A 25,958-nucleotide genomic window follows, 5' to 3' on the forward strand; every position below is an offset into this window, starting at 1 on the left:
CCGGACGGGAGCAATGGAGCACAAGGCGCCTGAACCGGCAATAAAGCGTCGCGTGATGCGAGGAATGCTTGATATAGAGATGTCATTCCGGGGCGCCTCGACGAGGCGAACTGGGGTGCGCCACGGCGCACCTGAGAATCTCGAGATTTCGGGTCTGGTCCTTCGGACCATCCCGGAATGACAATGGAACAAATTTGAACCCTTCATGAGCGAAACCGACGTCGTCATCATCGGCGCTGGCCATAACGGCCTCACCTGCGCAGCCTATCTCGCGATGGCGGGCCTGCGCGTGCGCGTGGTCGAGCGCCGCAAGGTGGTCGGCGGGGCGGCGGTCACAGAGGAGTTTCACCCCGGATTCCGGAATTCGGTCGCGGCCTACACCGTGAGCCTGCTCAATCCGCAGGTGATCCGCGACTTGAATCTTGCGGAACAAGGCCTGCGCATCGTCGAACGGCGCGCGCAGAATTTTCTGCCGGCGCCCGACGGCAGCTATCTCCTCACCGGCGAGGGGCGGACGAAAGATTCCGTCGCGCGGCTGAGCGCGCATGACGCCGATGCGCTCGACGGTTTCACGCGCGAGCTGGAAGAGATCGCCGACGTGCTCAGGCAATTCGTGCTGCGCGCGCCGCCGAACCTGGTTGACGGCTTTGGCACGCGCGCGATCCGTGAGGCCATGAATGCGTTAAAGACGGCCAACATCCTGCGCGATCTCACGCTGGAGCAGAGCCGCAGCCTGCTCGACCTCTTCACCCGCTCCGCCGGCGAGATGCTGGACGAGCGTTTCGAGCACGACCTCGTAAAAGCGCTGTTCGGCTTCGATGCCATCGTCGGCAACTATGCCAGCCCCTACGCGGCGGGTTCGGCCTATGTGATGCTGCATCACGCCTTCGGCGAGGTGAACGGCAAGAAGGGCGTCTGGGGCCACGCCATCGGCGGCATGGGTGCGATCACGCAGGCCATGGCGCGCACCGCGCAGCACCGCGGCGTCGTGATCGACACCGACGCGGGCGTGCGCGAGATCATCGTCGAGCGCGACCGCGCAGTCGGCGTCGTGCTGGAGAACGGCACGGCCATCCGCGCCAAATACGTCGCGGCCAACGTCAATCCGAAGCTGCTCTATACGCGGCTGATCGCGGCCGACGCCCTGCCCCACGAGTTCCTCGCGCGCATCCGGCACTGGAAGAACGGCTCCGGCACCTTCCGCATGAACGTGGCGCTGGACCGCCTGCCCTCCTTCACGGCGCTGCCCGGTGACGGCGATCATCTCACCTCGGGCATCATCCTGGCACCGAGCCTCGGCTACATGGACCGCGCGTATCTCGATGCGCGCGCGCAGGGCTGGAGCCGAGAGCCCGTCGTCGAAATGCTGATCCCCTCGACGCTCGACGACACGCTGGCGCCCGAAGGCAAACACGTCGCGAGCTTGTTCTGCCAGCATGTCGCACCAGAGCTTCCCGATGGAAAGTCGTGGGACGACCATCGCGAGGAGGTCGCCGATCTCATGATCGCGACGGCGGACAAATATGCCCCGGGCTTTGCGGCAAGCGTGCTCGGCCGCCAGATCCTCTCGCCGCTGGATCTCGAACGGCAGTTCGGCCTTTTGGGTGGAGACATCTTCCACGGCGCGCTGACGTTGAACCAGCTGTTCTCGGCGCGGCCGATGCTCGGCCATGCCGACTATCGCGGCCCGCTGAAGGGCCTCTACCATTGCGGCTCCGGCGCCCATCCCGGCGGCGGCGTCACCGGTGCTCCGGGCCACAACGCCGCACAGGCGATTCTGAGGGATCACCGGTCGCTGCTCGGAAGCCGTGGGTAGGTCTGTGGATGAGCTGTGGACAGGCTGTCGCGAGATATGTGGTCAGGAAGAGGATGCTCACGGACGGGCGAGCGGGACAGGCCTGGGGAAAAGCAGTGGAGAACCAAGGGGCAATTGCGGGAAGAGTCCGTGGATAGCCGCCGTACAAGCTGCGGATAAGCTGTGGAGACCGCTTGAGAACCACGCCTAGCAAAAACGATCTCGCCCGCCAGGAGGCAATCCCCCTCGCGGGCGGTGGGTCAAAAACAGCTTATGAAGAAAAGTGGCCCCGGCTGGGAGATGGGAGGCGGAAATTACTTCAAAGAGATGCTAATCGAACCGAACTTCTCGTTCATCGTGCTGCCCAGGCTGTTCACCACGGTGATCATCGCGAGCGCGATACCGGCTGCGATCAGACCGTATTCGATCGCAGTTGCACCGGACTCGTCCGACCAGAATCTGCGAGCCGCGACTTATGCTGAAAAATTGGGAACAAAAGTTCCAAAATTGAACCCGACGGAACCCTAGGATGCAGCCCTCCCCTACACATCGCGCCAGCTTCTCGATCGGCAGCGAGGCCGCCGCCAGGCGTGTTGTCGACGTGCTCACCGAGGTATTTTTCGAGGGGGATGCGGCGGTCGCCGCCTTCGAGCGGCCGGACGGCCAATGGGACGTCACGCTGCATTTTGCCGCTGCGCCGGACCAGGCATGGCTGCGCGAACTCGTTGCAACTTCAGCAGGAAACGAGATCGCGGAGACCCTCGCCTTCGATATCGTCGAGGCCAAGGACTGGGTCAAAGCGAGCCTGGAAGACCTCGTGCCGGTCCCGGCCGGCCGTTTCGTGGTGCACGGCAGCCATGACCGCGACCGGGTGGCGGCGAACAAGCTCAAGATCGAGATCGAGGCGGCGCTTGCCTTCGGCACCGGCCACCACGGCACCACCCGCGGCTGTTTACTGCTGCTTGACCATGTCCTGAAAAGCGCACGGTCGAGGCGCGTGCTCGACCTCGGCACCGGGACCGGCGTGCTGGCGATCGCCGCGGCCAAGGCGTTGCATCGCGCAGTGCTTGCCTCCGACATCGACCCGCCGTCGGTGCGGGTGGCGACCGAGAACGCAGCGCTGAATGACGTTGGTAACCATGTGCGGGTGATCCGTGCCACCGGCTTCGCCGCACCGCATTTCGGCAAATGCGGTCCGTTCGACCTGGTGTTGGCCAACATCCTTGCCAATCCATTGCGGCAATTGGCGAGCCCGATGGCGCGGCATCTCGCGCCCGGCGGGCGCCTCATCCTCTCCGGCCTGTTAACGCATCAGGCCCCTGCCGTGATCGCCGCCTACCGCGCGCGCGGCCTCGTGCCGCTGCGGCATCTGCGGATCGAGGGATGGAGCAGTTTGTTGCTGCGGAAGATGGGGTGAGTGCAGCCGCGATGGCGCTGCGCTCCCTCGCCCCGCTTGCGGGGAGAGGGTTGGGGTGAGGGGGAGTCTCCGCGGGGGCGGTGAGAGTTGGACTCGCGGAGAGTCCCCCTCACCCGGATCGCATCTCTGATGCGATCCGACCTCTCCCCGCAAGCGGGGCGAGGTGAAGTCGAGCGTTCGCCGCGCTACTCCGCCGGCCTCTCGTCCTTGCGCATCGTGCGCTCATCCCGCAACGTCCGCCTCGCGCGGCGCTCGGCGAAACGATCGATCATCTGGCTGATGAGGCCGCGCGGCTTCTTCGGTGTCGCCACAGTCGGGGCGCGACGCACCGGCGGCGAAATCTTCTCAAATGTGAACGATGCCATCGTGTGTCCCCTCGCCGTTGAGATGAACCACTTGCTCGAATTTCCCTGTTGTCCGGACGAAGCGCGACTGCCGCACCCTTTACTCCACTCCATTCGAATGGAACTATTTCAAGCACAGTCCATGCCAGATGCGACGCAAATGCGTCTAGATTGCGGACTGATCCCCATGATCCTAAAGTGATCCACCATGTTCGAAGCGCACTTCCAGACATTCGAGGAGCCCGAGGCCGGCGTCGCATTGGCGGCGCGCCTTGCTGCACTCCGCGAAGAATTCGCCCGCCGCAAGCTGACCGGATTCGTGATCCCCCGCGCCGACCAGCAGCAGAATGAGTATGTGCCGCCGTCGGAAGAGCGGCTCGCCTGGCTGACCGGCTTCACTGGATCGGCTGGATTGGCGGTGATCCTGACCCAGGAGGCCGCGATCTTCGTCGACGGCCGCTATACGCTCCAGGCCGCCAAGCAGGTGGATGCGAAGGCCTGGGCGGTGGAATCGCTGATCGATCCGCCGCCGGAGAGCTGGGTGTCGGCGCACTTGAAGCCCGGCGACCGCCTCGGATTTGATCCGTGGCTGCACACTTCTTCAGCAGCCGAGCGCTTGTCCGCCGCCTGCGCCAAGGCCGGCGCCGAGCTCGTTGCGGTCGACAGCAATCCGGTCGACGCGATTTGGCACGATCGACCGCAGCCTCCCCTCGCGCCGGTGACCGTGCACGGAATGCAACATGCCGGCATCACTGAGGCCGACAAGCTGACGCAGATCAGAGGCGAAATCGCCAAGCTCGGCGTCGATGCGCTGGTGGTGTCGGACAGCCATGCCGTGGCCTGGACCTTCAACATCCGTGGCGCCGACGTCGCGCATACGCCGCTGCCGCTGTCCTACGCGCTGGTGCCGAAGGACGGACGGCCGACGATCTTCATCGACCACCGCAAGCTCTCCAACCTCACGCGCGACCATCTCGAACAGTCCGCCGACGTGCGCGAGCCCGATGCGATGGCGCCGACGCTGATGGCGCTGGCCAAGAGCGGCGCCGCAATCGCGCTCGACAATGCCACGGCGGCCGACGCGCTCAGCCGGCTGATTGCAGGCGCTGGCGGCAAGCCAGTGCGGGGCAGCGACCCGATTGCGCTGCTGAAGGCGGTGAAGAACGCGACCGAGATCAAGGGCACGAAGACCGCACATGTGCGCGACGCCGTGGCGCTGGCGCGCTTCCTCGCATGGATCGATCGCGAGGCGGGAAGCGGCAAGCTCACCGAGATCGACGCGGTCGAGGCACTGGAGACGTTCCGCCGCGACACCGGCGCGTTGAAGGACGTTTCGTTCCCGACCATCTCGGGCACCGGTCCGAACGGCGCCATCGTGCACTACCGCGTCACCCGCAAGAGCAACCGGCGGATCGTACCCGGCGACCTGCTGCTGATCGATTCCGGCGCGCAATATGAAGACGGCACCACCGACGTCACCCGTACGATGGCCGTGGGCGAGCCGACGGAGGAGATGCGCGACCGCTTCACCCGCGTGCTGCGCGGCCATATCGCGATTGCGCGCGCGGTCTTCCCCGACGGCACCACCGGCGCGCAGCTCGACACGCTGGCGCGGCAATATCTCTGGGCCGCCGGCGTCGATTTCGAGCACGGCACCGGCCACGGCGTCGGCAGCTATCTCTCGGTGCATGAGGGGCCGGCGCGGATCTCGAAGCTCGGCACCACGCCGCTCAAGCGCGGCATGATCCTGTCCAACGAGCCCGGCTACTACAAGACCGATGGCTTCGGCATCCGCATCGAGAACCTCGAGCTGGTGGTCGCCGCCGACATCAACGGTGCCGAGAAGCCGATGAATGCGTTCGAGACGCTGACGCTGGCACCGATCGACCGCCGGCTGATCGATGTCGCGATGCTGAGCCGCGACGAGCTCGACTGGCTCAATGCCTATCACGCCCGCGTTCGGGCCGAGGTGCGGCCGGCGCTTGATGAAGCGACGAAGGCCTGGCTCGATCAGGCAACGGCGGAGCTGAAGCCGTAAGATCGGTGCGCATGGCGCTAGGCGATTTGCGCAACGCTGCCTGCTCCACTACAGCCGTTCCCCCGCAGTACGCCGCAGCTTCTCCGCATACGACATCTGTCTCTGGAATACTGGATTCCCCGCCTCCGCGGGGAATGACAGCGGAGGCCGGGGCGGTCATCGCGCCATCATCGTAACCATCCCGGAATCCGTATAGCCGCATTCCGAAACGCCGATATCCGTCTTGCACGAGCGCGCTACAGTCGATTCGAATTCGAAAGACGGATACGTATGCACGGCATGATCAGCAAGCCGCCGGGAGCGGCGACAAACCTCGCGACGTCGCGCTTGGTGCTCCTGCTCTTGGTGGTCATGACCGGGATCGCGCCGATCTCGCTCTACATGCTGGTTCCGGCGCTGCCGGTGCTGGCGACCAATTTCGGCAGCGACATCTCGATCGCGCAGATGACGGTGTCGCTCTACATGGTCGGCATCGCGCTGTCGCAGCTCATCATGGGGCCGCTGTCGGACAGGTTCGGCCGGCGCCCGGTGCTGCTTGGAGGGCTGGCGCTGATGATCGCGGCCAGCATCGCCTGCATCTTCGCGCAAAACCTGCCCCAGCTGATCGCCGCGCGCTTTTTCCAGGCACTGGGCGGAGCCGCCGGCATGGTGGTGAGCCGCGCCATCATCCGCGACATCTATGAACGCGATCGCGTCGCCTCGATGATCAGCCTCGTGGTCGCCGCCCTGATGATCGGACAGATGGTCTCCCCGCTCACCGGCGGCCTGATCGAGACCGCGTTCGGCTGGCGCGCGATCTTCTACGCCATCACGATCGCCGCGATCATCGTCGCCGTCGGCATCGCGGTGGCGCTGCCCGAGACGCGCCGCAGCCGCGCCGCCGGCAGCGGCTTTCGCGGCGACGTCGGCATCCTGATCCGCAACCGCGCCTTCGTCGGTTACGTGATGTGCCAGGTGCTGGCCTCGCAGATCATCTTCACCTTCGCCGGTGGCGGTCCCTACATCGTGGTGACGCAGATGGGCCGCAGCAGCGCCGAATATGGCGCATGGTTCGCGACCTCGGGCTTTGCGTTCCTCGTCGGCAATCTGCTCTGCGTGCGCTTTGCGCCGCGGCACTCGCTGGAGAAGCTGATCTGGTTCGGGCTTGCCCTCCAGCTCTGCGGCAGCCTGCTGAACCTGATATGGAGCTTCGCCGGCTGGAACGAGGCGCCCGGCTGGCTGTTCGGCACGCAGATGATCGTGATGGCTGGCAACGCCTTCGTGATGGCGAATTCAGCCGCCGGCGCCATCAGCATCCGTCCCGAAGCCGCCGGCACCGCGTCGGGCGCAATGGGCTTCCTCCAGCAGGGTATCGGCGCACTGATGTCGCAATTCGGCGCCTATCTCGGCGGCCACTCCACGACCACGCTGCCGCTGACCTCCGCGGTCCTCGCGATCTCGCTGCTCTGCGCCTGCACGATGATCTTCGTCGTCCCCCGCCGCGAAGTCATGGTCAGCGAGAAGCTGATCGAGCAGGCCGAGGAGGAAGAGACGGGGATGATGTGAGGGGGCGCGGGACCGTCCCCACCCTGGCTGTCATGCCCGCCTAGTGCGCAATTGCGCACGGGGGCGGGGCATCCAGTACGCCGCGGCCTCTCGGTTCAATTACCACCGTCTCTGGAATACTGGATCGCCCGGTCAAGCCGGGCGATGACAGCGGAGTGAGTAGCACCAGAGCGTGAAGCTCACTCCCCGATCAGCTTCAGCCACTCGTCCTCGGTCAGTACCTTGACGCCGTGCTTGTTGGCTTCCGCGAGCTTCGAGCCGGCGCCGGGACCGGCCACCACGAGATCGGTCTTCTTCGACACCGAGCCCGACACCTTGGCACCGAGCCGCTCCGCGGTTGCCTTGGCCTCGTCCCGCGTCATCTTCTCCAGCGAGCCGGTGAACACCACGGTCTTGCCGGCGACGGCGGAGTTGCTCTTCGGCTTCTCGGCGTCGACGATCTCGACTTCCTTGGTCAGCCGCTCGACGATGCCGCGATTGTGGCTCTCGCCGAAATAGTCGGCGATGCTCTTGATGACGGTGTCGCCGATCTGGTCGAGCGCGTCCATGTCCGCCATCGCCTCCTCGTCGCCCTTGGCAACCTTGAGGCAGGCGTCGTGAAAGACATCCCAGGAGCCGTAGCCGCGCGCCAGCGCCAGCGCCGTGGTCTCGCCGACATGGCGCATGCCGAGCGCATAGACGAAGCGCTCCAGCGCGATTTTGCGCCGGCTCTCGATGGCGCCGAACAGATTTCGCACCGACGTTGCGCCGTAGCCCTCGATCTGTTCGAGCTTGAGTTTTGAGTTGCGCTCCTCCAGCGTGAAGATGTCAGCAGGCTCCTTCACCCACCCCTCATCGAAGAAATACTGGAGCTGCTTCTCCCCCAATCCGTCGATGTCGAAGGCACGGCGCGAGACGAACAGCTTGAGATGCTCGATCTTCTGATAGGGACAGGCGAACTCGCCGGTGCAGCGGGCGCGCGAGCCCTCCTCGCCGGCCGCCGTCTCCTCACGCGTGACGTCGGTGTGCAGCGGACACGGGCACTTCTTCGGAAAGTGAAATTCCTTGGCGGTCTTCGGCCTCTTGTCGAGGACGACGTCGACCACCTGCGGGATGACGTCGCCCGCGCGCTGAATCACCACCGTGTCGCCGATGCGGATGTCGCGGCCCTCGCGCAGCACCTCGCCCTTGTTGCCGATGCCCTTGATGTAGTCCTCATTGTGCAGCGTGACGTTCTGCACGATCACGCCCCCGACGCCGACCGGTTCGAGCTTGCCGACCGGCGTGAACGAGCCAGTGCGGCCGACCTGGATTTCAATGTCGCGCAGCACCGTCATGGCACGTTCGGCCGGGAATTTGTGCGCGATGCCCCAACGCGGCGTGCGCGAGACGAAGCCGAGCCGCTCCTGCCAGTCGATCCGGTCGACCTTGTAGACGACGCCATCGATGTCGTAGTCGAGCCTTGCGCGCTGCTCTTCGATCGAGTGATGGAACGCGAGCAGCTCCTCGATTGAGTGACACAGCTTGGTCAGCGGATTGGTCTTGAAGCCGCAACGTTCGAACCAGCCGATCATGCCGCTCTGCGTGCCCTCGGGCATCGCGCTCATCTCGCCCCAGGCATAGGCGAAAAAACCGAGGGGACGCGAGGCGGTGATGGTCGGATCCTTCTGCCGCAGAGAGCCTGCGGCCGAGTTGCGCGGATTGGCAAAGATGGTGTCGCCGGCGGCCTTCTGCCGCTCATTGAGCGCCAGAAACGCCCTCTTGGTCATGTAGACCTCGCCGCGCACCTCGCAGATATCGGGGACGTTGCGGCCCTTCAGCTTCTGCGGCACGTCTTCGAGCGTGCGGATGTTGGCGGTGACATCCTCGCCTACCGCGCCGTCGCCGCGCGTCGCGGCCGTGATGAGTTCACCGCCCTCATAGCGCAGCGACATCGACAGGCCGTCGATCTTGGGTTCGGCGGAGAAATTGACCTGATCGTCGCCGAGCTTCAGGAAGCGCGCGATGCGGCCCACGAAGTCGCGCACGTCCTCTTTGGCAAACGCGTTGTCGAGCGACAGCATCGGGAGGGCGTGCCGGATCTTCCTGAAGCGGCCCGACGGCGCCGCGCCGACCTTCTGCGACGGCGACTCCGCGCTGACGAACTCCGGAAAGCGCTTTTCGATGGCGTTGAGGCGCTGCCGCAACGCATCGTATTCGGCGTCGGTAACGGTGGGCGCGTCCTCTTGATAGTAGCGCTCGTTGTGCCCCTCGATCTCGAGCGCCAGCCGCTTGTGCTCGACCTTGGCCTGCGCCTGAGTGAGATCGGCGACGTCGCGAGGCGGTGTTGCTTTGGATTTTGCTGCTCTGGCCATGGTGCTTGGATACGACGGAGCGGGCGGGAGGGTAAAGGTGGTTACGTTTGCGTGCCCCGGGCGCAGCGCAGCGCTCCTTCGGCGGTGCGCTGCAGAGCCGGGGCCCATGCGCGGCATTCTGGGTCCCGGCTCTTCGGCCGGGACAAGAGAGGGTCAAGCCGTCGCCGCCTTGAGCAGCCGTTCTGCGGCTGCCCTGGCTTCCGCCGTGATTTCGGCACCGGCCAGCATCCGCGCGATCTCCTCGCGGCGGTGGTCGGCGGCCAGTGCATTGACGCGGGTGGCGACGCGCTTGCCCTTGTCGAGGGCGTCCTTGGAGATCAAGAGATGCTGGTCGGCGCGGGCGGCGACCTGCGGGGCGTGGGTCACGGCCATCACCTGCACCTTGCCGGCAAGCCGCGCCAGGCGCCCGCCGATGGCATCGGCAACCGCACCGCCGACGCCGGTGTCGATCTCGTCGAACACCAGGGTCGGCGCCGAGCCGCGGTCGGACAGCACGACCTTGAGGGCCAGCAGGAAGCGTGAGAGCTCGCCGCCGGAGGCGACCTTCATCATGGGCCCCGGCTTGGTACCCGGGTTGGTCTGCACCCAGAACTCGACGCGATCGAAACCCTGCGGCCCCGGTGAGGCCTCGTCGGTCTCGACCTGGGTCATGAATTTTGCGCGTTCGAGCTTGAGCGGGGCGAGCTCGGCGTTGACGGCCTTGTTGAGCTTCTCCGCCGATTTCTGCCGCGCCAGCGACAATTTCTTGGCGGCGGCCGCATAGCGGCTATCTGCCTCGATCGCGGCCTGCTCCAGCTTCTTCAGCCGCGAGGCGCCGGCATCGATCAGCACGACGTCGGCGGCATATTTGGCGGCAAGCGCGGCGAGGCCATCCACCGGCGTCGAATATTTACGTGACGCCGCACGCAAAGCAAAAAGCCGCTCCTCGATGCGTTCGAGCTCGGCGGGATCGAAATCGGTTGCGGCCAAGGCCGCCTGGAGATGCTGGTCGGCTTCCTCCAGCGCGTTGATCGCGGCGTCGATCGCCTTCACCGCCGGCTCGACCAGCGCTGGCGAGTTGACGCCGCGCCGTTCCAGCCGGCGCACCGCGGCCGACAGCGCCGCGACCGGCGAATGATTGCCGCCAACCGCCTCCTGCGCCTCGCGCAAATCGGAAGCGATCTTCTCGCCCTGCATCATGGTGGTGCGGCGCGAAGCCAACGAGGTCTCTTCGCCGTCCTTGGGCGCGAGCTGCTTCAGCTCGTCGGAGGCATGGCGCAGATAATCGGCCTCGCGCGCGGCGCGCTCCATGCCGGCGCGATGCTCCTCAAGCTCGGTGTTGGCGGTGCGGCGGGCGTCCCAGAGCGCTTCCACGGCGGCGACGTCCTTTTCGAGGCCGGAAAAGGCGTCGAGCAGGCGGCGGTGGGTGGCGGCATCGACCAGCGCGCGCTCGTCGTGCTGGCCATGGATCTCGACCAGGGCGGCACCGACCGCCTTCAGCGTCTGCACGCTGATCGACTGGTCGTTGATGAAGGCGCGGGTGCGGCCGTCGGCGAGCTGCACGCGGCGGAGAATCATCTCACCGGTGTCGTCCAGGCCGTTCTCGGCCAGGATCTTCGTCGCGGGGTGATTCTTGGGGACATCGAACATGGCGGTGACCTGCCCCTGCTCCGCACCGTGGCGCACGAGGCCGGCGTCGCCGCGGCCGCCGAGCGCCAGTGCAAAGGCATCGAGCAGGATGGATTTGCCCGCACCGGTCTCGCCGGTCAAAACCGCAAGGCCGGTGGCGAATTCGATATCGAGCCGTTCGATCAGGACGATGTCACGGATCGACAGACGCGCCAGCATGGAACCAAATTTCCTAGCCGAGACCCATCTTCTTGAAGGTCCGGCTGATCCAAGACCCCTGATTCTCGCTCGGTTCGAGACCGCCGGATTTTACAAGATTATAGGCGTCCTTGTACCAGCGGCTGTCAGGAAAATTGTGCCCGAGCACGGCCGCCGCGGTCTGCGCCTCGCCGACGATGCCGATCGCCATATAGGCCTCGGTGAGCCGGAACAGCGCCTCCTCGACATGCCGGGTGGTCTGGTACTGCGTGACGACGGTCTTGTAGCGGTTGATCGCCGCCGTGTAGTCGCGCTTCTGCGCGTAGTAGCGGCCGACATTCATTTCCTTGCCGGCGAGCTGGTCGCGCGCACCCTCGATCTTGGCCTTGGCCGAGGTGGCATATTCCGAGTTCGGATATTTGCGCACCACCTCTTCCAGCGCGGCGATCGCCTTCTCGGTACGGGCCTGGTCGCGGCTGATGTCCGGGATCTGGTCGTAATGCGAGGCGGCGATCAGGTATTGCGCATAGGCCGCATCCGGGCTGCCGGGATGCAGCGTGACATAGCGGGTGGCAGCGCCGATGCAGCCGTCATAGTCGCCGCCCTGGTAGGACGCATAAGCGGACATCAGCAGCGATTTGCGAGCCCACTCGGAATAAGGATGCTGGCGGTCGACCTCTTCGAACTTCTTGTTCGCCGCCTTCATGTCCTTCTTCTCGTTCATGAGGTACAGGCCCTCATTGTAGATCTTGTCGGCGGGCTCCTCGACGAAGGTGTCGTCCTTGGCGGTGAACTTGTCCCAGAGCGAGCCGGTGCCACAGCCGGCCAGCGGCAGCGCGAGCAGGATGAAGGTGACGGCGTGAAGCAGGCCGCGGGCTCGAGACGAGACCGGGAGATATCCGCGCGTCATACGCTGTGCCGACATGAGTTTTGCCTTGACGCCCTGTGATGCGGTGCCCGCCAGCCCATGAACCCCGTCATGGGCGCGAAATGTGACCGTGGTGCCTGCCATGCGACCACGCCGATCTATCCGAAAAACGATCTTTAACGAACCGGATAGGCAGGCATTTCGCCCGGATTAAGGCGAAACTGCCGCAATGCTAGTCGATCATGGTTACCAGGAATTTCCCGGGGTCAGTTGCAACCCGTACCTGCGACAACAGGTCCGTCAGGACACGTCCGGCCCGTAGGCCGCGGCGATCCGGCCGCCGACGATGCCGCGACCAACTTCGCCCTGGGGACGCGTGGTGCGGCGGGCCGCTTCGCCCTCGACCACCCGCCAGGCGGTACGGTCGGCCAGCAGCGCGGTCAGGACGGCGTGGTTGAGCTTGTGGCCGCCACGCACCGAGCGGTAAGCGCCAAGCAGCGGCAGGCCGGCCAGCGCGAGGTCGCCGATCACGTCCAGCACCTTGTGGCGGGCACATTCGTCGGCGTAGCGCAGGCCCTCAGTGTTGAGCAGCCGCTCATCGTCGAACACGACGGTGTTGTCGAAGGAGGCGCCGAGGGCATAGCCGGCGCTCCAGAGCCGCGCGACATCGCCCATCAGGCCGAAAGTCCGGGCGCGGCCGACCTCGCGGCGGAAACGCTCGGCGCTGAGGTCGAAAGCGTAGCTCTGCTGGCCGATGACGGGGTTGGTGAAGTCGATTTCGACCTCAGCGCGGAACCCGTTGGCGTAGGGCCTGATCTCGCCGAAGGAATCGCCGATCTTGACCGAGATCGGCTTCAAAATCTGAATGAAGCGGCGCTGGGCCGATTGGGTGACGATGCCGGCCTGGTCGATCGCCGCAATGAAGGCGGCGGCGCTGCCGTCCATGATCGGCACTTCGGGCCCGTCGATCTCGATCGTGGCATTGTCGACACCCATGCCCCGCAGTGCAGCGAGCACGTGCTCGGCGGTGGAGACCAGCGGGCCGTCGCGATCGCCGAGGACAGTGGCGAAGTCGGTCGCAATCACCTGCTCGGCAGTAGCCTGAACCTCGCGGTCACTTCCCTCAAGTCCGGTGCGGACAAAAATAAAACCTGCGTCGACAGGCGCAGGCCCAAGCGTGAGAGTGACGGGAAGACCGGAATGAACGCCTACGCCTGCCACAGAGGCTTGCGCACGAAGCGTTGTTTGCCGGCTAAATTTCATCAGGAACCGCCCCACTACGACCACTGCGACTTATACGAGACCCGCCTGGCCGGTCAGTGCCGACGTCCCGCGAATCCGTATCCCCAAGTCACGGCAAACCATAGTCACTGCCCCAAACAGCGCCAACTCACGCTTTTTTACCGATTGTTACCCCAAACCTGCCGTATTCGCGCCAAGGCTTAACCAAATTGCGCCGAGGTTTGGGGCCGTCATCGGCAGTTTTACTGAACCACCGAATGCGTAATTAATGATTTAAAATCAGTTGCTTGGCTGCGCAATCCGGATATGCACGGGACCAAAGGAAAGGTCCCGGCAAGCTTGTTGCCGGGACCTTTTTTCGTCTGCCTTATTGTAACAATCCTCAGTTCGCCTGCCGCCGCAGGAAGGCCGGGATATCAAGATGGTCGTCTCCCTGTGGCGCCGGCGCAACAGGCGCGGGGCGGCCATGCATGTCCAGGCCCTGCGGCGCGGAACGGCGGGCATACTCCGATACCGGCTCCGTAGCCGCGATCTGCTGCGCCACGGTCTTCTGCGGCCGGCGATCGGGCAGCGGCGGCATCGCGGGACCGGCGGTGCGGGCGGCGATCGGCGCTTCGCTCTCCTCGTCGCGACGGCCGAGGCCGACATTGGCGAGACGCTGGAGCAGCGACAGGCGGGTCTTCTGCGGGGTCTCTTCCTCGACCTCGCCGCGGGCCTGGCGAAGCTCGGCCTGGGCCGGCATCGGCAGTTCCTCGATGCGTGGCATCCGCGGCGCACGGACCGGTGCACGCTCGGCCTGCGGCGGGATGAAGGTTTCCGGCGTCATCGGCTCCTGCATGGCGAGCGGGGCCTGCTCGGGCTCCGGGAACAGGGTCGGCTTCTGCGCGATCGGGCGCACGGTGACATCGCCGTAGGTCTGCATCGGCGCGGGCGCCTGCGGGACGTCCGCGACGGCGGCGGCGATGGCGGCGAGCGCAGCACGCTCGACGTTCGGACGGGGCGCCGCAGCGGCCGGAGCCGGCGCGGCCGCCGGGACCTGCCCCTCCAGCTTCTGGGCGCGTTCGGCCAGACGCTGATTGTCGGCACGGAGCCGCGCGGTCAGGTCGGCGAGACGGCTCTCGGCAGCAGCGGCCGGAGCGGCAGCCTGCTGCGCCTGCGGTGCCGGGTTCGCGACGGGAGCGGAGGTCGCCTGGCTGTTGCGGGCGATCGCGGCCTGCTCGATGCCCGTGGCAACGACCGAGACGCGGATCAGGCCGTCGAGGGCTTCGTCGAAGGTCGCGCCGACGATGATGTTGGCGTCCTGGTCGACTTCCTCGCGGATGCGGGTCGCGGCTTCGTCGACCTCGAACAAAGTGAGGTCCTTGCCGCCGGTGATGGAAATGAGGAGGCCCTTGGCGCCCTTCATCGAGCTATCGTCGATCAGCGGATTGGCGATCGCGGCTTCCGCGGCGGTCAGCGCGCGCTTGTCGCCGGAGGCTTCGCCGGTGCCCATCATCGCCTTGCCCATCTCACGCATGACGGCGCGGACGTCGGCGAAGTCGAGATTGATCAGGCCTTCCTTGACCATCAGGTCGGTGATGCAGGCAACGCCCGAATAGAGCACCTGGTCGGCCATCGCGAACGCGTCGGCGAAGGTGGTCTTCTCGTTGGCGACCCGGAACAGGTTCTGGTTCGGGATGATCAGGAGGGTGTCGACCACCTTGTGAAGCTCGTTGATGCCGGCTTCAGCGGTGCGCATGCGGCGGCCGCCCTCGAAGTGGAACGGCTTGGTGACGACGCCGACGGTGAGGATGCCCATGTCGCGCGCCGTCTTGGCGATGACGGGGGCAGCGCCGGTGCCGGTGCCGCCGCCCATGCCGGCGGTGACGAACACCATGTTGGCGCCGGAGAGATGGTCGCGCAGCTCGTCGATCACCTCTTCCGCCGCCGCGGCGCCGACATTCGGCTGCGAGCCGGCGCCGAGGCCTTGGGTGACTGCGGTGCCCATCTGCACGATGCGCTGCGCCTTCGACATCGTCAGCGCCTGCGCGTCGGTGTTGGCGACCACGAAGTCGACGCCCTGGAGGCCCGCCGTGATCATGTTGTTGACGGCGTTGCCGCCGGCGCCGCCGACGCCGAACACGGTGATCCGGGGCTTCAGTTCGTGAATATCAGGAACATTGATGCTGATGGTCATGGTTGCTGCCTCTCGATCACGCGCGCGTGGGTTCGCCCCGGCCGGCGGCCGCGGGAGTTGGTGAAAATCGACAATTGCGGAAAGCGGTCATCAGAAGCCCTCGCGTAGCCATCGTCCGACCTTTCCAAAATATCCGCCGGTCCCTGTCTTGACCTGCTGCCGCGTATGCCGCGGTTCGACATGTTCGAGGTGAACATATTGCGGGTAGACGAGAAGTCCGGCCGGCACCGCGAACGCGGCATTCTTCGCCTCGTTGGGCAGCCGGCCGAAGCCGAGCGGACGTCCGACCCGCACGGGCCGGCCGAGAATCTGGGTGCCGAGTTCGACGAGGCCGGTCAGCTGCGAAGCGCCGCCCGAGAGCACGACGCGGCCGTTGGGCTCTGAGGCGAAGGGCGAATCCTTCAGCTTGTCCCGAACCATTTCGAAGACTTCCTCGGCACGGTGCTTGACGATGTTGGCGATAGTGGCGCGGGAGACGATCTGCGGCAGATCCTGCTCGTCACCGGCTGTCGGCACAGACATCAGCTCACGCGAGTCCGATCCGCCGGTGATGACGGTCCCATATAAAGTCTTGATTCGCTCGGCATCGGCAATGGTCGCGGAGAGTCCGCGTGCGAGATCCATCGTGATGTGTTGCCCGCCGACCGCAAAACCCGCCGCATGCACGAAACGGCCGCCGGAATAGACCGCGATCGTGGTGGTGCCGGCGCCCATCTCGACGACTGCGGCGCCGAGATCGGCCTCGTCGTCGGTCAGCACCGACAGGCCGGCCACATAGGGGCTCGCGGCCATGGCTTCGACATTGATGTGGCAGCGTTCCACCGCCAGCATCAGGTTCCGTGCCACGGTGGCGTCGCAGGTGACGACGTTCATGTCGACGCCGAACTGGTGCGCAACCATGCCGCGGGGATCGCGGATGCCTTTGACGCCATCGAGCGTGTAGCCGACCGGCAGGGCGTGCAGCACGGTGCGGCCTTCGCCGGTGGCATGGCGCATGCCGGTGGAGGTGACGCGGCTGACATCGGCCTGAGTCACGGCGCCGCCGCGGATGTCGGCGGCGGCCTCGACCAGCTGGCCGGAGAGCCGGCCACCGGACACGGACAGCAGCACGGACTCGACCCGCACCTTGGCCATCTTCTCCGCGAGCCCGACGGCCTGGCGCACCGCCTGCTCGCATTCGCCAAGATCGATCACCGCGCCGGCCTTCATGCCGCGCGACTGGATCTGGCTGTAGCCGATCAATTCCACCGCGTGGGTGCGGCCGCGCAACGCGTCGCTCGGAGGCGACGGCTTCAGCCGTGCGATCATGCAGGCGATCTTGCTGGTGCCGATATCGAGGCAGGCGACGATGCCGCCGCGCTTGTGCGGCATCGGGCGTGTCTTCGGCGTCTGGGTGCGATCGAGACCGGTCATGCGGAATCCCCGGCCTTCTTTTTCTTCTTGTCCTTGAACTGCTCCTCGCGCGCCTTGGCGGCGTCGTCGGACAGCTGCACCACCAGACGATCGGGCAGGCGCATGTCGACGGCGACGATGTCGCGGGAGAACAGCCTGTCCTCCTTGTCGAGCTTGGACAGCATCGCAAGGGCGTTGCCGACATCCTGCTCGGGCAGGCGGATGTCGAGACCATCCTTGAGCCTCAGGTTCCAGCGCCGCTCGCCGACGAAAATCGCGGCTTTCGTCACCGAATTGACCTGCGGATAACGCGCCAGCAGGGCGAGGAAATCGCGGGCCTGGGTGTCGGCGCCCTTGCCGACCACGAGCGGCAACGACAGGAAGCGGCGGGAGACATAGGGTTCGAGCACGGCGCCGTCATCGGCGATCACGGAGAGCCGGCCGGCCTCTTGCCACAGCGCGAACGCCTTGCGCTCGGTGAGCTCGATCATCAGCTGGCCCGGATAGAGCTTCAGCACGGTTGCGTCCGCGATCCAGGGATTGGCCTTGAGCTTGTCGCGCACCGCGTCGGCGTCGAGGAACAGCAGCGAGGAGCGGCCGCTGACGCCGCCGATCGCGAGGATCTCGTCCTGGGTGAGCTGCTTGCGGCCGTTGATCACGACGGAGGTGATGCGGAAGCCGGCGGAATTGGCCAGCGCGTTGCGGGCGTCGTTGACCGCAGTGATGAAATCCTGGAGATGGCCGCCCTTGACGATGCCGAAGCCGCAGCTTCCGATCAGGAGCAGCACGGTCATGCTGATCCCGACCCGGTGCGGCAGATAGCGCTCGACCAGCGCGACCATGCGCGGCGGCGGTTCGCGCTCGACGATGGCCTTGGTCTTGGCCTTGTCCTTGGCGGCGGCGCGCGCCGCCTCGAGTCTTTCCTGGCGCTTGTCCTGCACCCACTCGCGCAGAAGCACGACCGCTCCGATAGCGGCCGCCTTCAGGTCAGCTTGGGGCCTCAGCGATCTCAGAAACGACCGGGTGAGGCTTCCTGCACCATCCATTGCACGAGCTCGTCAACAAGTTTGGCCGCGACATCGCGCGGGTCCTGGCGAACATGACGTCTCGGACTTGCCGGGCCGGGTGCTGGTCTTCAGCAGAAGAAAACCTCTCCCCTTCAAAGCGTTCGCTGGAGGTGACATCACCGCAAACAGCTCACGCGCCGGCAGCCAAAGCGCCATATGCGCCGCCAGCGTTAACCTTCGGACGTCCTGGTAAACAAAAGGTAAAATTCGTTAACGCGGGATGCTTTTTGCCCCGCGATATCTGGCATTTATGCCGCGATATCCGGCATTTTACCGGTTTTTGACCCCAAATCGGGCCGTTTCGGCCTTTCGGTCGTTAACCAGTCCTAATTATTTCCGGGCCCGCTGCTCGGCGAGCTCGATCAGGCCACGCAGGAAGTCCACGAACGCGATGCCCTCGGCCTTCAGCGCCTTGGGGTAGAGCGAAGAGTTCGTCAGCCCGGGGAGCGTGTTGGTTTCGAGATAAACGAGGCCCCTGTCCGAGACGATGAAGTCCGAGCGGGAATAGCCGGCACAGGACATCGCCCGATGCGCCGCCATCGCCTGCCCCTTCAGCGCGGCGGTGATCTCGGGTGCGAAACGGCCGGGGCAGATCTCCTGGGTCGACTTCAAAAGATATTTTGCGGCGTAGTCGAAATTGCCCTCGCCCGGAATGATCTCGATCGGCGGCAGCGCGATGATCGAGCCATCGGTGCGCTCCAGCACGCCGCAGGTCGCCTCGACGCCGGCGACGTAGGGCTCGATGACGTACTCCTCGTGCTTCGCCGCGTTGCGGACGGCGACGAGATCCTGCTTGGCGTTGACGAAGATCAGGCCGTAGCTTGATCCGTCCCGCGCTGGCTTTGCGATCAGCCGACCATATTCGGCGAAAGCCTCGTCAATGTTGTCGAGCGCGACGTTTGCCGGCGGCGTCACGCCGCCGAGCGCGGCGAAGTGCTTGGCCGCGATCTTGTCGAAGGCGAGATGCGAGGAGGCCGAGCCCGATCCGGTGAAGGCCACGCCGCGCGCCTCGCACATCACCTGCAATTCGCCGTTCTCGGCGCGCCCGCCATGCAGGCCGAGCACCAGCACGCGGCCTTCCGCCTTGGCCTGGTCGAGCGCCTGCGCCAGCGGAATGCCACGCGTGCCGGGCTTGAACTCGTCCTCGAACGGACGGGCATGTTCGAGCAGTTGTTTCGACTGCACGACATGCACCTTGTCCTCGACGTCCCACCACCACAGATCGGCCTCGGGCAACGCCTGATGCAGCGCCTGGGCTGAGGCGACCGAAACCAGACGCTCGCGGTTGGAGCCGCCGAAAAGGAGGGTGATGCGCATGTTCATAGTCCGCAATCTCTCCAGTTCGTCATTCTGGGGCTCGCGAAGCGAGAGCCCGGAATCCATTCATCCACGAACACTGCCGCCCGATGGATTCTCCGATGCGCAATTGCGCATCGTAGCTCTCGCTTCGCGAGCCCCGGAATGACGGTGATCATGAAACCCCGATCCGCTTGATTTCCCAGTGTAGCTCAATTCCGGAATTCGCTTTCACGCGTTCGCGCACCGTCTCGCCCAGCGTCTCGATATCGTGCGCGGTGGCGTCGCCCGTGTTGATCAGGAAATTGCAGTGCATCTCCGAGACCTGCGCACCGCCGACGCGCAGGCCGCGGCAGCCGGCAGCATCAATCAGCTTCCAGGCGGAATGGCCGGGCGGGTTCTTGAAGGTCGAGCCGCCGGTCTTCTCGCGGATCGGCTGCGCGGTCTCGCGATGGGTCTGCACCTCCGCCATGCGCGCGCGGATCGCATCGCTATCCCTGATCTCGCCGCGAAAGCGCGCGGAGGTGAAGATGATGGAGGGATCGACGCCACTGTTGCGGTAGACGAACTTCATGTCAGCGTTGGAGAACACGTGCTTGCTGCCGTCGCGCGCGACGCCCCTCGCCTCGATCAGGACGTCCTTGGTCTCCCCGCCATTGGCGCCCGCATTCATGCGCAGCGCCCCGCCGATCGTGCCGGGAATGCCGAAATAGAACTCGAGCCCGCCGATATTGGCGGACACCGCAACTTCCGCCACGCGCTTGTCGAGCGCCGCCGCGCCCGCGGTGACGACATCGCCGCTCGCGCTCGTCTCGCCGAAGGCGCGCGGTGCGAGACGAATCACCACGCCCGCAATGCCGCCGTCGCGCACGATGAGGTTGGAGCCGACGCCGACGACATAGACGGGAATGTCGGACGCGAGATGCGCGAGGAAGTAGGCGAGGTCGTCTTCGTCAGCCGGGGTGAACAGCACCTGTGCCGGACCGCCGACGCGAAACCAGGTGAGCTCGGCGAGCGACTGGTTGGCGAGCAGCCGACCGCGAAGATCGGGCATCGCGACTTTGAGCGAAGGGGTGATGTCGGGGAAGCTCACCGCCCTACCCCAGCGCCTTCAATTCGTCCGGCAACGCATACGCCCATTGCGTGATGTTGCCGGCCCCCAGGCACACGACGAGGTCGCCTGGCTTCGCCAATCCCTTGACGATGCCCGCGAGCGCCGAGGCCGCCGGCAGCGGGATCACCTCGCGATGGCCGTGGGCGCGCAGGCCCGCGACGAAATGATCGCGGTCGACGCCCGCGATCGGCACTTCGCCGGCGGCATAGACTTCGGCGACTACAACCGCGTCCGCATCGTTGAAGCAGGTGCAGAATTCCTCGAACAGCGATTGCAGGCGGGTGTAGCGATGCGGCTGCACCACGGCGATCACCTTGCCGGTGTAGGAATCGCGCGCCGCTTTCAGCACGGCCGCGATCTCCACGGGATGATGGCCGTAATCGTCGATCACGGTGACGCCGTTCCACTCGCCGGTCTTGGTGAAGCGCCGCTTGACGCCGCCGAAGCCTGCGATGGCGCCGCGGATCTTGTCGTCGGAAACACCGAGCGTGTGCGCGACCGCGATCGCCGCCGTCGCGTTCGAGGCGTTGTGCCGGCCCGGCATCGGCAGCGCGAGGTCGGCGATCTCCTGCACGGCCCCGCTCTTGCGATCGCGGATGACGACCTTGAATTTCGAGCCGCCGCCGCCCGCCGTGAGGTCGACCAGCCGCGCGTCCGCCTGCGGATTCTCGCCGTAAGTGATGATGCGACGATCCTCGATCTTGCCGACGAGGCTCTGCACCACGGGATGATCGATGCACATCACGGCGAAGCCGTAGAACGGCAGATTCTCGACGAAATGGCGGAACGCATCCTGCACGGCATCGAAGGTCTTGAAATGATCGAGATGCTCGGGGTCGACATTGGTGACGATCGCGACATCGGTCGGCAGCTTCAGGAACGTACCGTCACTCTCGTCGGCTTCCACCACCATCCAGTCGCCGGCGCCGAGCCGCGCGTTGGAGCCGTAGGCATTGATGATGCCGCCGTTGATCACGGTGGGATCGAGACCGCCGGCGTCGAGCAGCGTTGCGACCATCGTGGTCGTCGTGGTCTTGCCGTGGGTGCCGGCGATCGCGACGCAGCTCTTCAGCCGCATCAGCTCGGCCAGCATCTCGGCGCGACGCACCACGGGAATGCGCCGTTCGCGCGCCGCCATCAATTCCGGATTGTCGCGCTTGATCGCGGTAGAGACCACAACGACCTCGGCGCCGTCGACGTTCTCCGCCTTGTGGCCGACCGAGACCTTCGCGCCCTTCTTGCGCAGCCGGTCGAGATTGTAATTGTCGGCAGCGTCGGAGCCCTGCACGACATAGCCGAGATTGACCAGCACCTCGGCGATGCCGCTCATGCCGATTCCGCCGATCCCGACGAAGTGGATGGGTCCGATCTCGCGCGGCAGTCTCATACTCTGTTCCCTGACCTCGCCGCCCCCGAAGGCGGCATCTGGCGAAGGTCACGGCCAAATCAGCCGCGCGCCTTTCCTACTGGATGCCCCGCTTTAGAAGGCGATGACAAGGGCTTTTTCGCGTCAGATTCCCGCGACTTTGAGCACGAGATCCGCCAGCCGCTCGGCCGCGTCGAGCCGGCCGGCGCCGCGGGCGGCTTCGGCCATGGCGGCAAGACGCGCCGGCTCGGCGGCGAAGGTAGAGATTTCGGCGGCAAGGCGGTCCGAGCTGAACTCGGTCTGCGGGATGCGGATGGCGCCATCGACCTTGACCAGCACGCCGGCATTGGCGAACTGATCCTGGTCGATCGAGCCCGGCAGCGGCACCAGGATCGAGGGCCGCCCGATCGCGGCAAGCTCGGCGACCGTGCCCGCGCCGGAACGCGACACCACCAGATGGTTGGAAGCAAGCCGCGCTGGCAAATCCGTGAAGAAGGGTGCGAGCTCGACCCTGATCTTGAGCTTGTCGTAGACCGCGCGCACGCGGCTCATATCCTCTTCGCGCACCTGCTGGGTCAGGACGAGGCGGCTCCACAGCGCAGGCTCGAGCCGCTCGATCGCGCCCGGCACGATATCGGCCATGATGCGCGCGCCCTGACTGCCGCCGACGACGAGCAAGCGGAGCGGACCGTTCACGTCAGGGGTGATATATTTTACCGCAGCGGCCGCGAGGATCGCCGGCCGCATCGGCGTGCCGACGGTCGTGGTCTTAGCCGATAGCGCCGGATCGCGGTCGAGCACGCCGGGCAAGGACGTCGCGATGGCGCGGACACGGCTCGACAGAAACCGGTTGGCGCGGCCGAGCACGGCGTTGGCATCGTGGATGATCCCGGGCACGCCGGCGAATTTCGCCGCGACCAGCGGTGGCAGCGTCGGATAGCCGCCGAAGCCGACGACAGCGGCAGGCTTCAATCGCTTGATCAGAGCGTAGGCGGAGAGCGTGCCGACGGCGAGCGTGAGGCCGGCATAGGCAAGCTGGAACGGATTGCGGCCGCGCGCAGTCTCGCTCGAGACGACGTCGATCATATCCTTGCTGAACAGCCCGCTATAGCGCAGCGCGCGCTCGTCGGTGACGAGGCGCACGCGAAAGCCGCGCCGGATCAATTCGACGCCGAGCGCCTCGGCCGGAAACAGATGACCGCCGGTGCCGCCCGCGGCGAGAAGAATCAGGGGGGACGTGTCCATGACGGAGGGTTTTACAAGGTCTTTCTCGTCATTGCGAGCGAAGCGAAGCAATCCAGACTACCTCCGCGGAGACAGTCTGGGTTGCTTCGTCGCAAGAGCTCCTCGCAATGACGACGAATTACGCGTAACTCCGCATTGCCTCGGCGCGGCCGCTCGCCTCGACCTCGGTGCGCGGGCGTAGCCGTGTCAGCGCCAGCATCATGCCGACGCCATAGGCGAGCGACACGATCGAGGAGCCGCCATAGGAGATGAACGGCAGCGTCATGCCCTTGGCGGGGATGAGCTGCAGGTTCACCGACATGTTGATCGCCGCCTGCACGCCAAACAGGATCGCAAGGCCGGAGGCCGCAAAGCGCGAGAACATGTCCTCATTGGCATAGGCGCGCGACAGCGTACGGATGACGACGAAGGCGAACAGCGCCAGCATCGCCAGGCACAGGATGATTCCGAACTCTTCGGCAGCAACAGCGAACACGAAATCGGTGTGGCTGTCTGGCAGGCTGCGCTTGGCGATGCCCTCGCCCGGTCCGAGGCCGAACCAGCCGCCATTGTAGAAGGCTTCCATGGCGGTATCGACCTGGAAGGTGTCGCCGGAGGCCGGGTTCATGAAGCGCCTGATGCGGCCCGCTACGTGGGGAACAAAAAGGTAGGCACTGAACAGGCCGGCCGCGGCGGCGCCCGCAAGGCCGAACACCCAGATCATGCGCATCCCTGCGATGAAGAACAGCGAGCCCCACACCATCAGGATCAGCATGGTCTGGCCGAAGTCCGGCTCCATCACCAGCAGCGCGACCAGCATCAAGAGCAGCGCCAGCGCCATCGAGGTCGCCGGCATCTCCGGCCGCTTGGTCGATTCCGCGAACAGCCAGGCCGCGATGACGACGAATGACGGCTTTGCGATCTCGGAGGCCTGGATGTTGATGCCGAGCAGCGTGATCCAGCGCCGAGAGCCCTTCACCTCAGGACCGATCGCGAGCGTCACCACGATCAGGATGATGCTGACCGTGAAGATGATCAGCGCGCTCCTGCGGATCGCGCGCGGCGACAGGAAGGACACCCCGAGCAGCACCAGGCAGGACGGGAGGAGGAACATCACGTGACGGCTGAAGAAATGGAAGGGATCGAGCCCGATACGGGTCGCAACCGGCGGGCTCGCCGCCAGCGACAGGATCACTCCGGTCAGCATCAGCGCCAGGATGGCGCCCATCAGCGGCTTGTCGACGGTCCACCACCACTCGGAAAAGGGGGTGCGTTCTTCACGGGAGAGCATGGGCGGCCGCTTTCGGACAGAGGTCCGTCCATTGGTCGCCGAGGTTGGTTACCGGGGGGTTAATGAATCGCGGATGTTTGGAGATGATCCCCGCTGCCGCCACAAAACACACTGTCATGCCCCGCGAAGGCGGGGCATCCAGTACGCCGCGGCACCTCGGCTCGAGCACCGTCTCTGGGATACTGGATCGCCCGGTCAAGCCGGCCGACGACAGCGGAGTGTGACGCACGTGTTCCCTACACCACCGGCTTCACGCCCGGCAGCGCTTGCACCAGCTCGCGGAACTTGGTGCCGCGGATTTCGAAATTGCGGTACTGGTCGAAGGAGGCGCAGGCCGGCGACAGCAGCACGACGGCGTCGGTGAGCCCTGAGGCTTCTGCGTCGCGCGCGGCGTGCTCGACGGCGACGTCCAGCGTCTGGCTGATCTCGTGCGCAACCTCGCTGCCCAGCGTGCCGGAAAATTCCTGCGCGGCCTCGCCGATCAGATAGGCCTTGCGAATGCGCGGGAAGAAGCCGGTCAGGCTGGTGATGCCGCCCGCCTTCGGCTTGCCGCCCGCGATCCAGAAGATGTCGGCGAAGGACGACAGCGCGTGCGCGGTGGCGTCGGCATTGGTGCCCTTGGAATCGTTGACGAACAGCACGTTGCCGCGGCGGCCGACCTGCTCCATGCGATGGGCAAGGCCCGGAAAGCTGCGCAGGCCGCTCTGGAGCACATCGAGATTGATGCCCATCGCGAGCGCGGCGGCGGCGGCGCAGGCGGCATTCTGCGCGTTGTGCTGGCCGCGCAGCGAGCCGATGCCGCCGAGCGCGGCGATCTCGCTGCGGGCGCCGCCCGAGGTGCGCACGATATTCCCATGCTCGACATGGATGCCGCTCGCCAGCGGATTCTTGACGGAAATGCGCACCACGTTCTTACCGGCGCGGTCGAGCCGGTCGGCGATGTCACGGCAAAAACCGTCGTCGACGCCAACGATCGAGGTGCCGCCCGCCTGCACACCGGCAACGAGACGCTCCTTCACCGCGGCGTAATGGGCAACCGTGCCGTGGCGGTCGATGTGGTCTTCGCTGACATTGAGTAGGATGCCGACGGAGGGATCAAGCGAGGGCGTGAGATCGATCTGATAGGACGACATCTCGATGACGTGGACGCGGCCCATGCGCGGCGGCTCCAGCGACAGGATCGCGGTGCCGATATTGCCGCCCATCTGGGTGTCGTAGCCGGCGACTTTCGTCAGGTGCGCGATCAGCGCCGTCGTGGTCGACTTGCCATTGGTGCCGGTGATGGCGACGAACGGCGCCTCCGGCGCGTGACGACGCCGCTCGCGGCAGAACAGCTCGATGTCGCCGATCACCTCGACGCCCGCCTCGCGCGCCTTCAGCACGCTCCAGTGTGGCACCGGATGGGTCAGCGGCACGCCGGGCGCCAGCACGAGCGCGGCGAAACTCGCCCAGGAGATGTTGCGCAAATCCGCGGTGACGAAACCGGCCTGCGCCGCCTTGGCGACGTTCTCGGCATTGTCGTCGGCGGCGATCACCTCGGCACCACCGGCTTTCAACGCATGGCAGGAGGCGAGCCCCGAACCGCCGAGGCCGAACACAGCGACAGTCTTGCCGGCAAAGGATGTGACCGGGATCATCGCGCGA

The 25,958-nt window shown here is 65.7% G+C and carries 18 protein-coding genes and 1 pseudogene; 4 read left to right on the forward strand and 15 right to left on the reverse strand.

The window, feature by feature from the left end; all coding sequences use genetic code 11:
• The first annotated feature begins 205 nt into the window (after positions 1-205).
• On the forward strand, positions 206-1,816 hold the full coding sequence (locus AAE027_RS27685) for a phytoene desaturase family protein (protein ID WP_370989331.1): 1,611 nt from the start codon (positions 206-208) through the stop codon (positions 1,814-1,816).
• A 293-nt stretch (positions 1,817-2,109) separates the two neighbouring features.
• On the opposite strand, the pseudogene AAE027_RS27690 reads toward AAE027_RS27685, so the two are convergent.
• A pseudogene (locus AAE027_RS27690) lies at positions 2,110-2,256 on the reverse strand (Flp family type IVb pilin); the annotation flags it as partial.
• Positions 2,257-2,324: 68 nt separating this feature from the next.
• Here AAE027_RS27690 and AAE027_RS27695 point away from each other — a divergent pair.
• Positions 2,325-3,212, forward strand: a complete 888-nt coding sequence (locus AAE027_RS27695) for a 50S ribosomal protein L11 methyltransferase (protein ID WP_370989330.1) — start codon at positions 2,325-2,327, stop codon at positions 3,210-3,212.
• Between the two features lie 185 nt (positions 3,213-3,397).
• Here the strand turns inward: AAE027_RS27695 and AAE027_RS27700 are convergent, their stop codons facing one another.
• Positions 3,398-3,577, reverse strand: a complete 180-nt coding sequence (locus AAE027_RS27700) for a hypothetical protein (RefSeq protein ID WP_370989329.1) — start codon at positions 3,575-3,577, stop codon at positions 3,398-3,400.
• A gap of 187 nt (positions 3,578-3,764) precedes the next feature.
• Between AAE027_RS27700 and AAE027_RS27705 the strand changes: the two genes are divergently transcribed.
• Positions 3,765-5,594, forward strand: a complete 1,830-nt coding sequence (locus tag AAE027_RS27705; RefSeq protein WP_370989328.1) for an aminopeptidase P family protein — start codon at positions 3,765-3,767, stop codon at positions 5,592-5,594.
• A gap of 270 nt (positions 5,595-5,864) precedes the next feature.
• On the forward strand, positions 5,865-7,139 hold the full coding sequence (locus AAE027_RS27710) for a multidrug effflux MFS transporter (protein ID WP_370989327.1): 1,275 nt from the start codon (positions 5,865-5,867) through the stop codon (positions 7,137-7,139).
• A 179-nt stretch (positions 7,140-7,318) separates the two neighbouring features.
• Here AAE027_RS27710 and ligA read toward each other — a convergent pair whose 3' ends face one another.
• The 13 genes from ligA to murD all read right to left on the reverse strand — a co-directional run bounded on the left by ligA (position 7,319) and on the right by murD (position 25,951).
• Positions 7,319-9,472, reverse strand: coding sequence for an NAD-dependent DNA ligase LigA (gene ligA / locus AAE027_RS27715; protein WP_370989326.1), 2,154 nt, complete (start codon positions 9,470-9,472; stop codon positions 7,319-7,321).
• Positions 9,473-9,625: 153 nt separating this feature from the next.
• On the reverse strand, positions 9,626-11,299 hold the full coding sequence (gene recN, locus AAE027_RS27720; protein WP_091879190.1) for a DNA repair protein RecN: 1,674 nt from the start codon (positions 11,297-11,299) through the stop codon (positions 9,626-9,628).
• A gap of 13 nt (positions 11,300-11,312) precedes the next feature.
• Positions 11,313-12,203, reverse strand: coding sequence for an outer membrane protein assembly factor BamD (locus tag AAE027_RS27725; protein ID WP_091880315.1), 891 nt, complete (start codon positions 12,201-12,203; stop codon positions 11,313-11,315).
• A gap of 243 nt (positions 12,204-12,446) precedes the next feature.
• Positions 12,447-13,409: a UDP-3-O-acyl-N-acetylglucosamine deacetylase gene (gene lpxC / locus AAE027_RS27730; protein WP_091879194.1), complete on the reverse strand. Its 963-nt coding sequence runs from the start codon at positions 13,407-13,409 to the stop codon at positions 12,447-12,449.
• 361 nt (positions 13,410-13,770) lie between these two features.
• Entirely contained in the window at positions 13,771-15,564 is a 1,794-nt protein-coding gene (ftsZ, locus tag AAE027_RS27735) for a cell division protein FtsZ (RefSeq protein WP_370989325.1), read from the reverse strand.
• A 90-nt stretch (positions 15,565-15,654) separates the two neighbouring features.
• Positions 15,655-16,977, reverse strand: coding sequence for a cell division protein FtsA (gene ftsA / locus AAE027_RS27740; protein WP_370989324.1), 1,323 nt, complete (start codon positions 16,975-16,977; stop codon positions 15,655-15,657).
• Positions 16,974-18,002, reverse strand: a complete 1,029-nt coding sequence (locus AAE027_RS27745) for a cell division protein FtsQ/DivIB (RefSeq protein WP_091879202.1) — start codon at positions 18,000-18,002, stop codon at positions 16,974-16,976. Before AAE027_RS27745 ends, ftsA begins: the two co-directional genes overlap by 4 nt.
• 351 nt (positions 18,003-18,353) lie before the next feature.
• Complete coding sequence (locus AAE027_RS27750) at positions 18,354-19,340, reverse strand: D-alanine--D-alanine ligase family protein (RefSeq protein ID WP_370989323.1); 987 nt, start codon at positions 19,338-19,340, stop codon at positions 18,354-18,356.
• 154 nt (positions 19,341-19,494) lie between these two features.
• Positions 19,495-20,412: a UDP-N-acetylmuramate dehydrogenase gene (gene murB, locus AAE027_RS27755; RefSeq protein ID WP_370989322.1), complete on the reverse strand. Its 918-nt coding sequence runs from the start codon at positions 20,410-20,412 to the stop codon at positions 19,495-19,497.
• Positions 20,413-20,416: 4 nt separating this feature from the next.
• Entirely contained in the window at positions 20,417-21,820 is a 1,404-nt protein-coding gene (gene murC / locus AAE027_RS27760; protein WP_370989321.1) for a UDP-N-acetylmuramate--L-alanine ligase, read from the reverse strand.
• 123 nt (positions 21,821-21,943) lie between these two features.
• Entirely contained in the window at positions 21,944-23,044 is a 1,101-nt protein-coding gene (murG, locus tag AAE027_RS27765; protein WP_370989320.1) for an undecaprenyldiphospho-muramoylpentapeptide beta-N-acetylglucosaminyltransferase, read from the reverse strand.
• 118 nt (positions 23,045-23,162) lie between these two features.
• Positions 23,163-24,314 (reverse strand): putative lipid II flippase FtsW, encoded by a 1,152-nt coding sequence (ftsW, locus tag AAE027_RS27770; RefSeq protein ID WP_370989319.1) that lies wholly within the window; start codon positions 24,312-24,314, stop codon positions 23,163-23,165.
• Positions 24,315-24,550: 236 nt separating this feature from the next.
• On the reverse strand, positions 24,551-25,951 hold the full coding sequence (murD, locus tag AAE027_RS27775) for a UDP-N-acetylmuramoyl-L-alanine--D-glutamate ligase (RefSeq protein ID WP_370989318.1): 1,401 nt from the start codon (positions 25,949-25,951) through the stop codon (positions 24,551-24,553).
• Positions 25,952-25,958: the final 7 nt, after the last annotated feature.

Origin of the sequence: Bradyrhizobium sp. DN3, from assembly GCF_041357655.1 — a bacterium.
Taxonomy (GTDB): Bacteria; Pseudomonadota; Alphaproteobacteria; order Rhizobiales; family Xanthobacteraceae; genus Bradyrhizobium.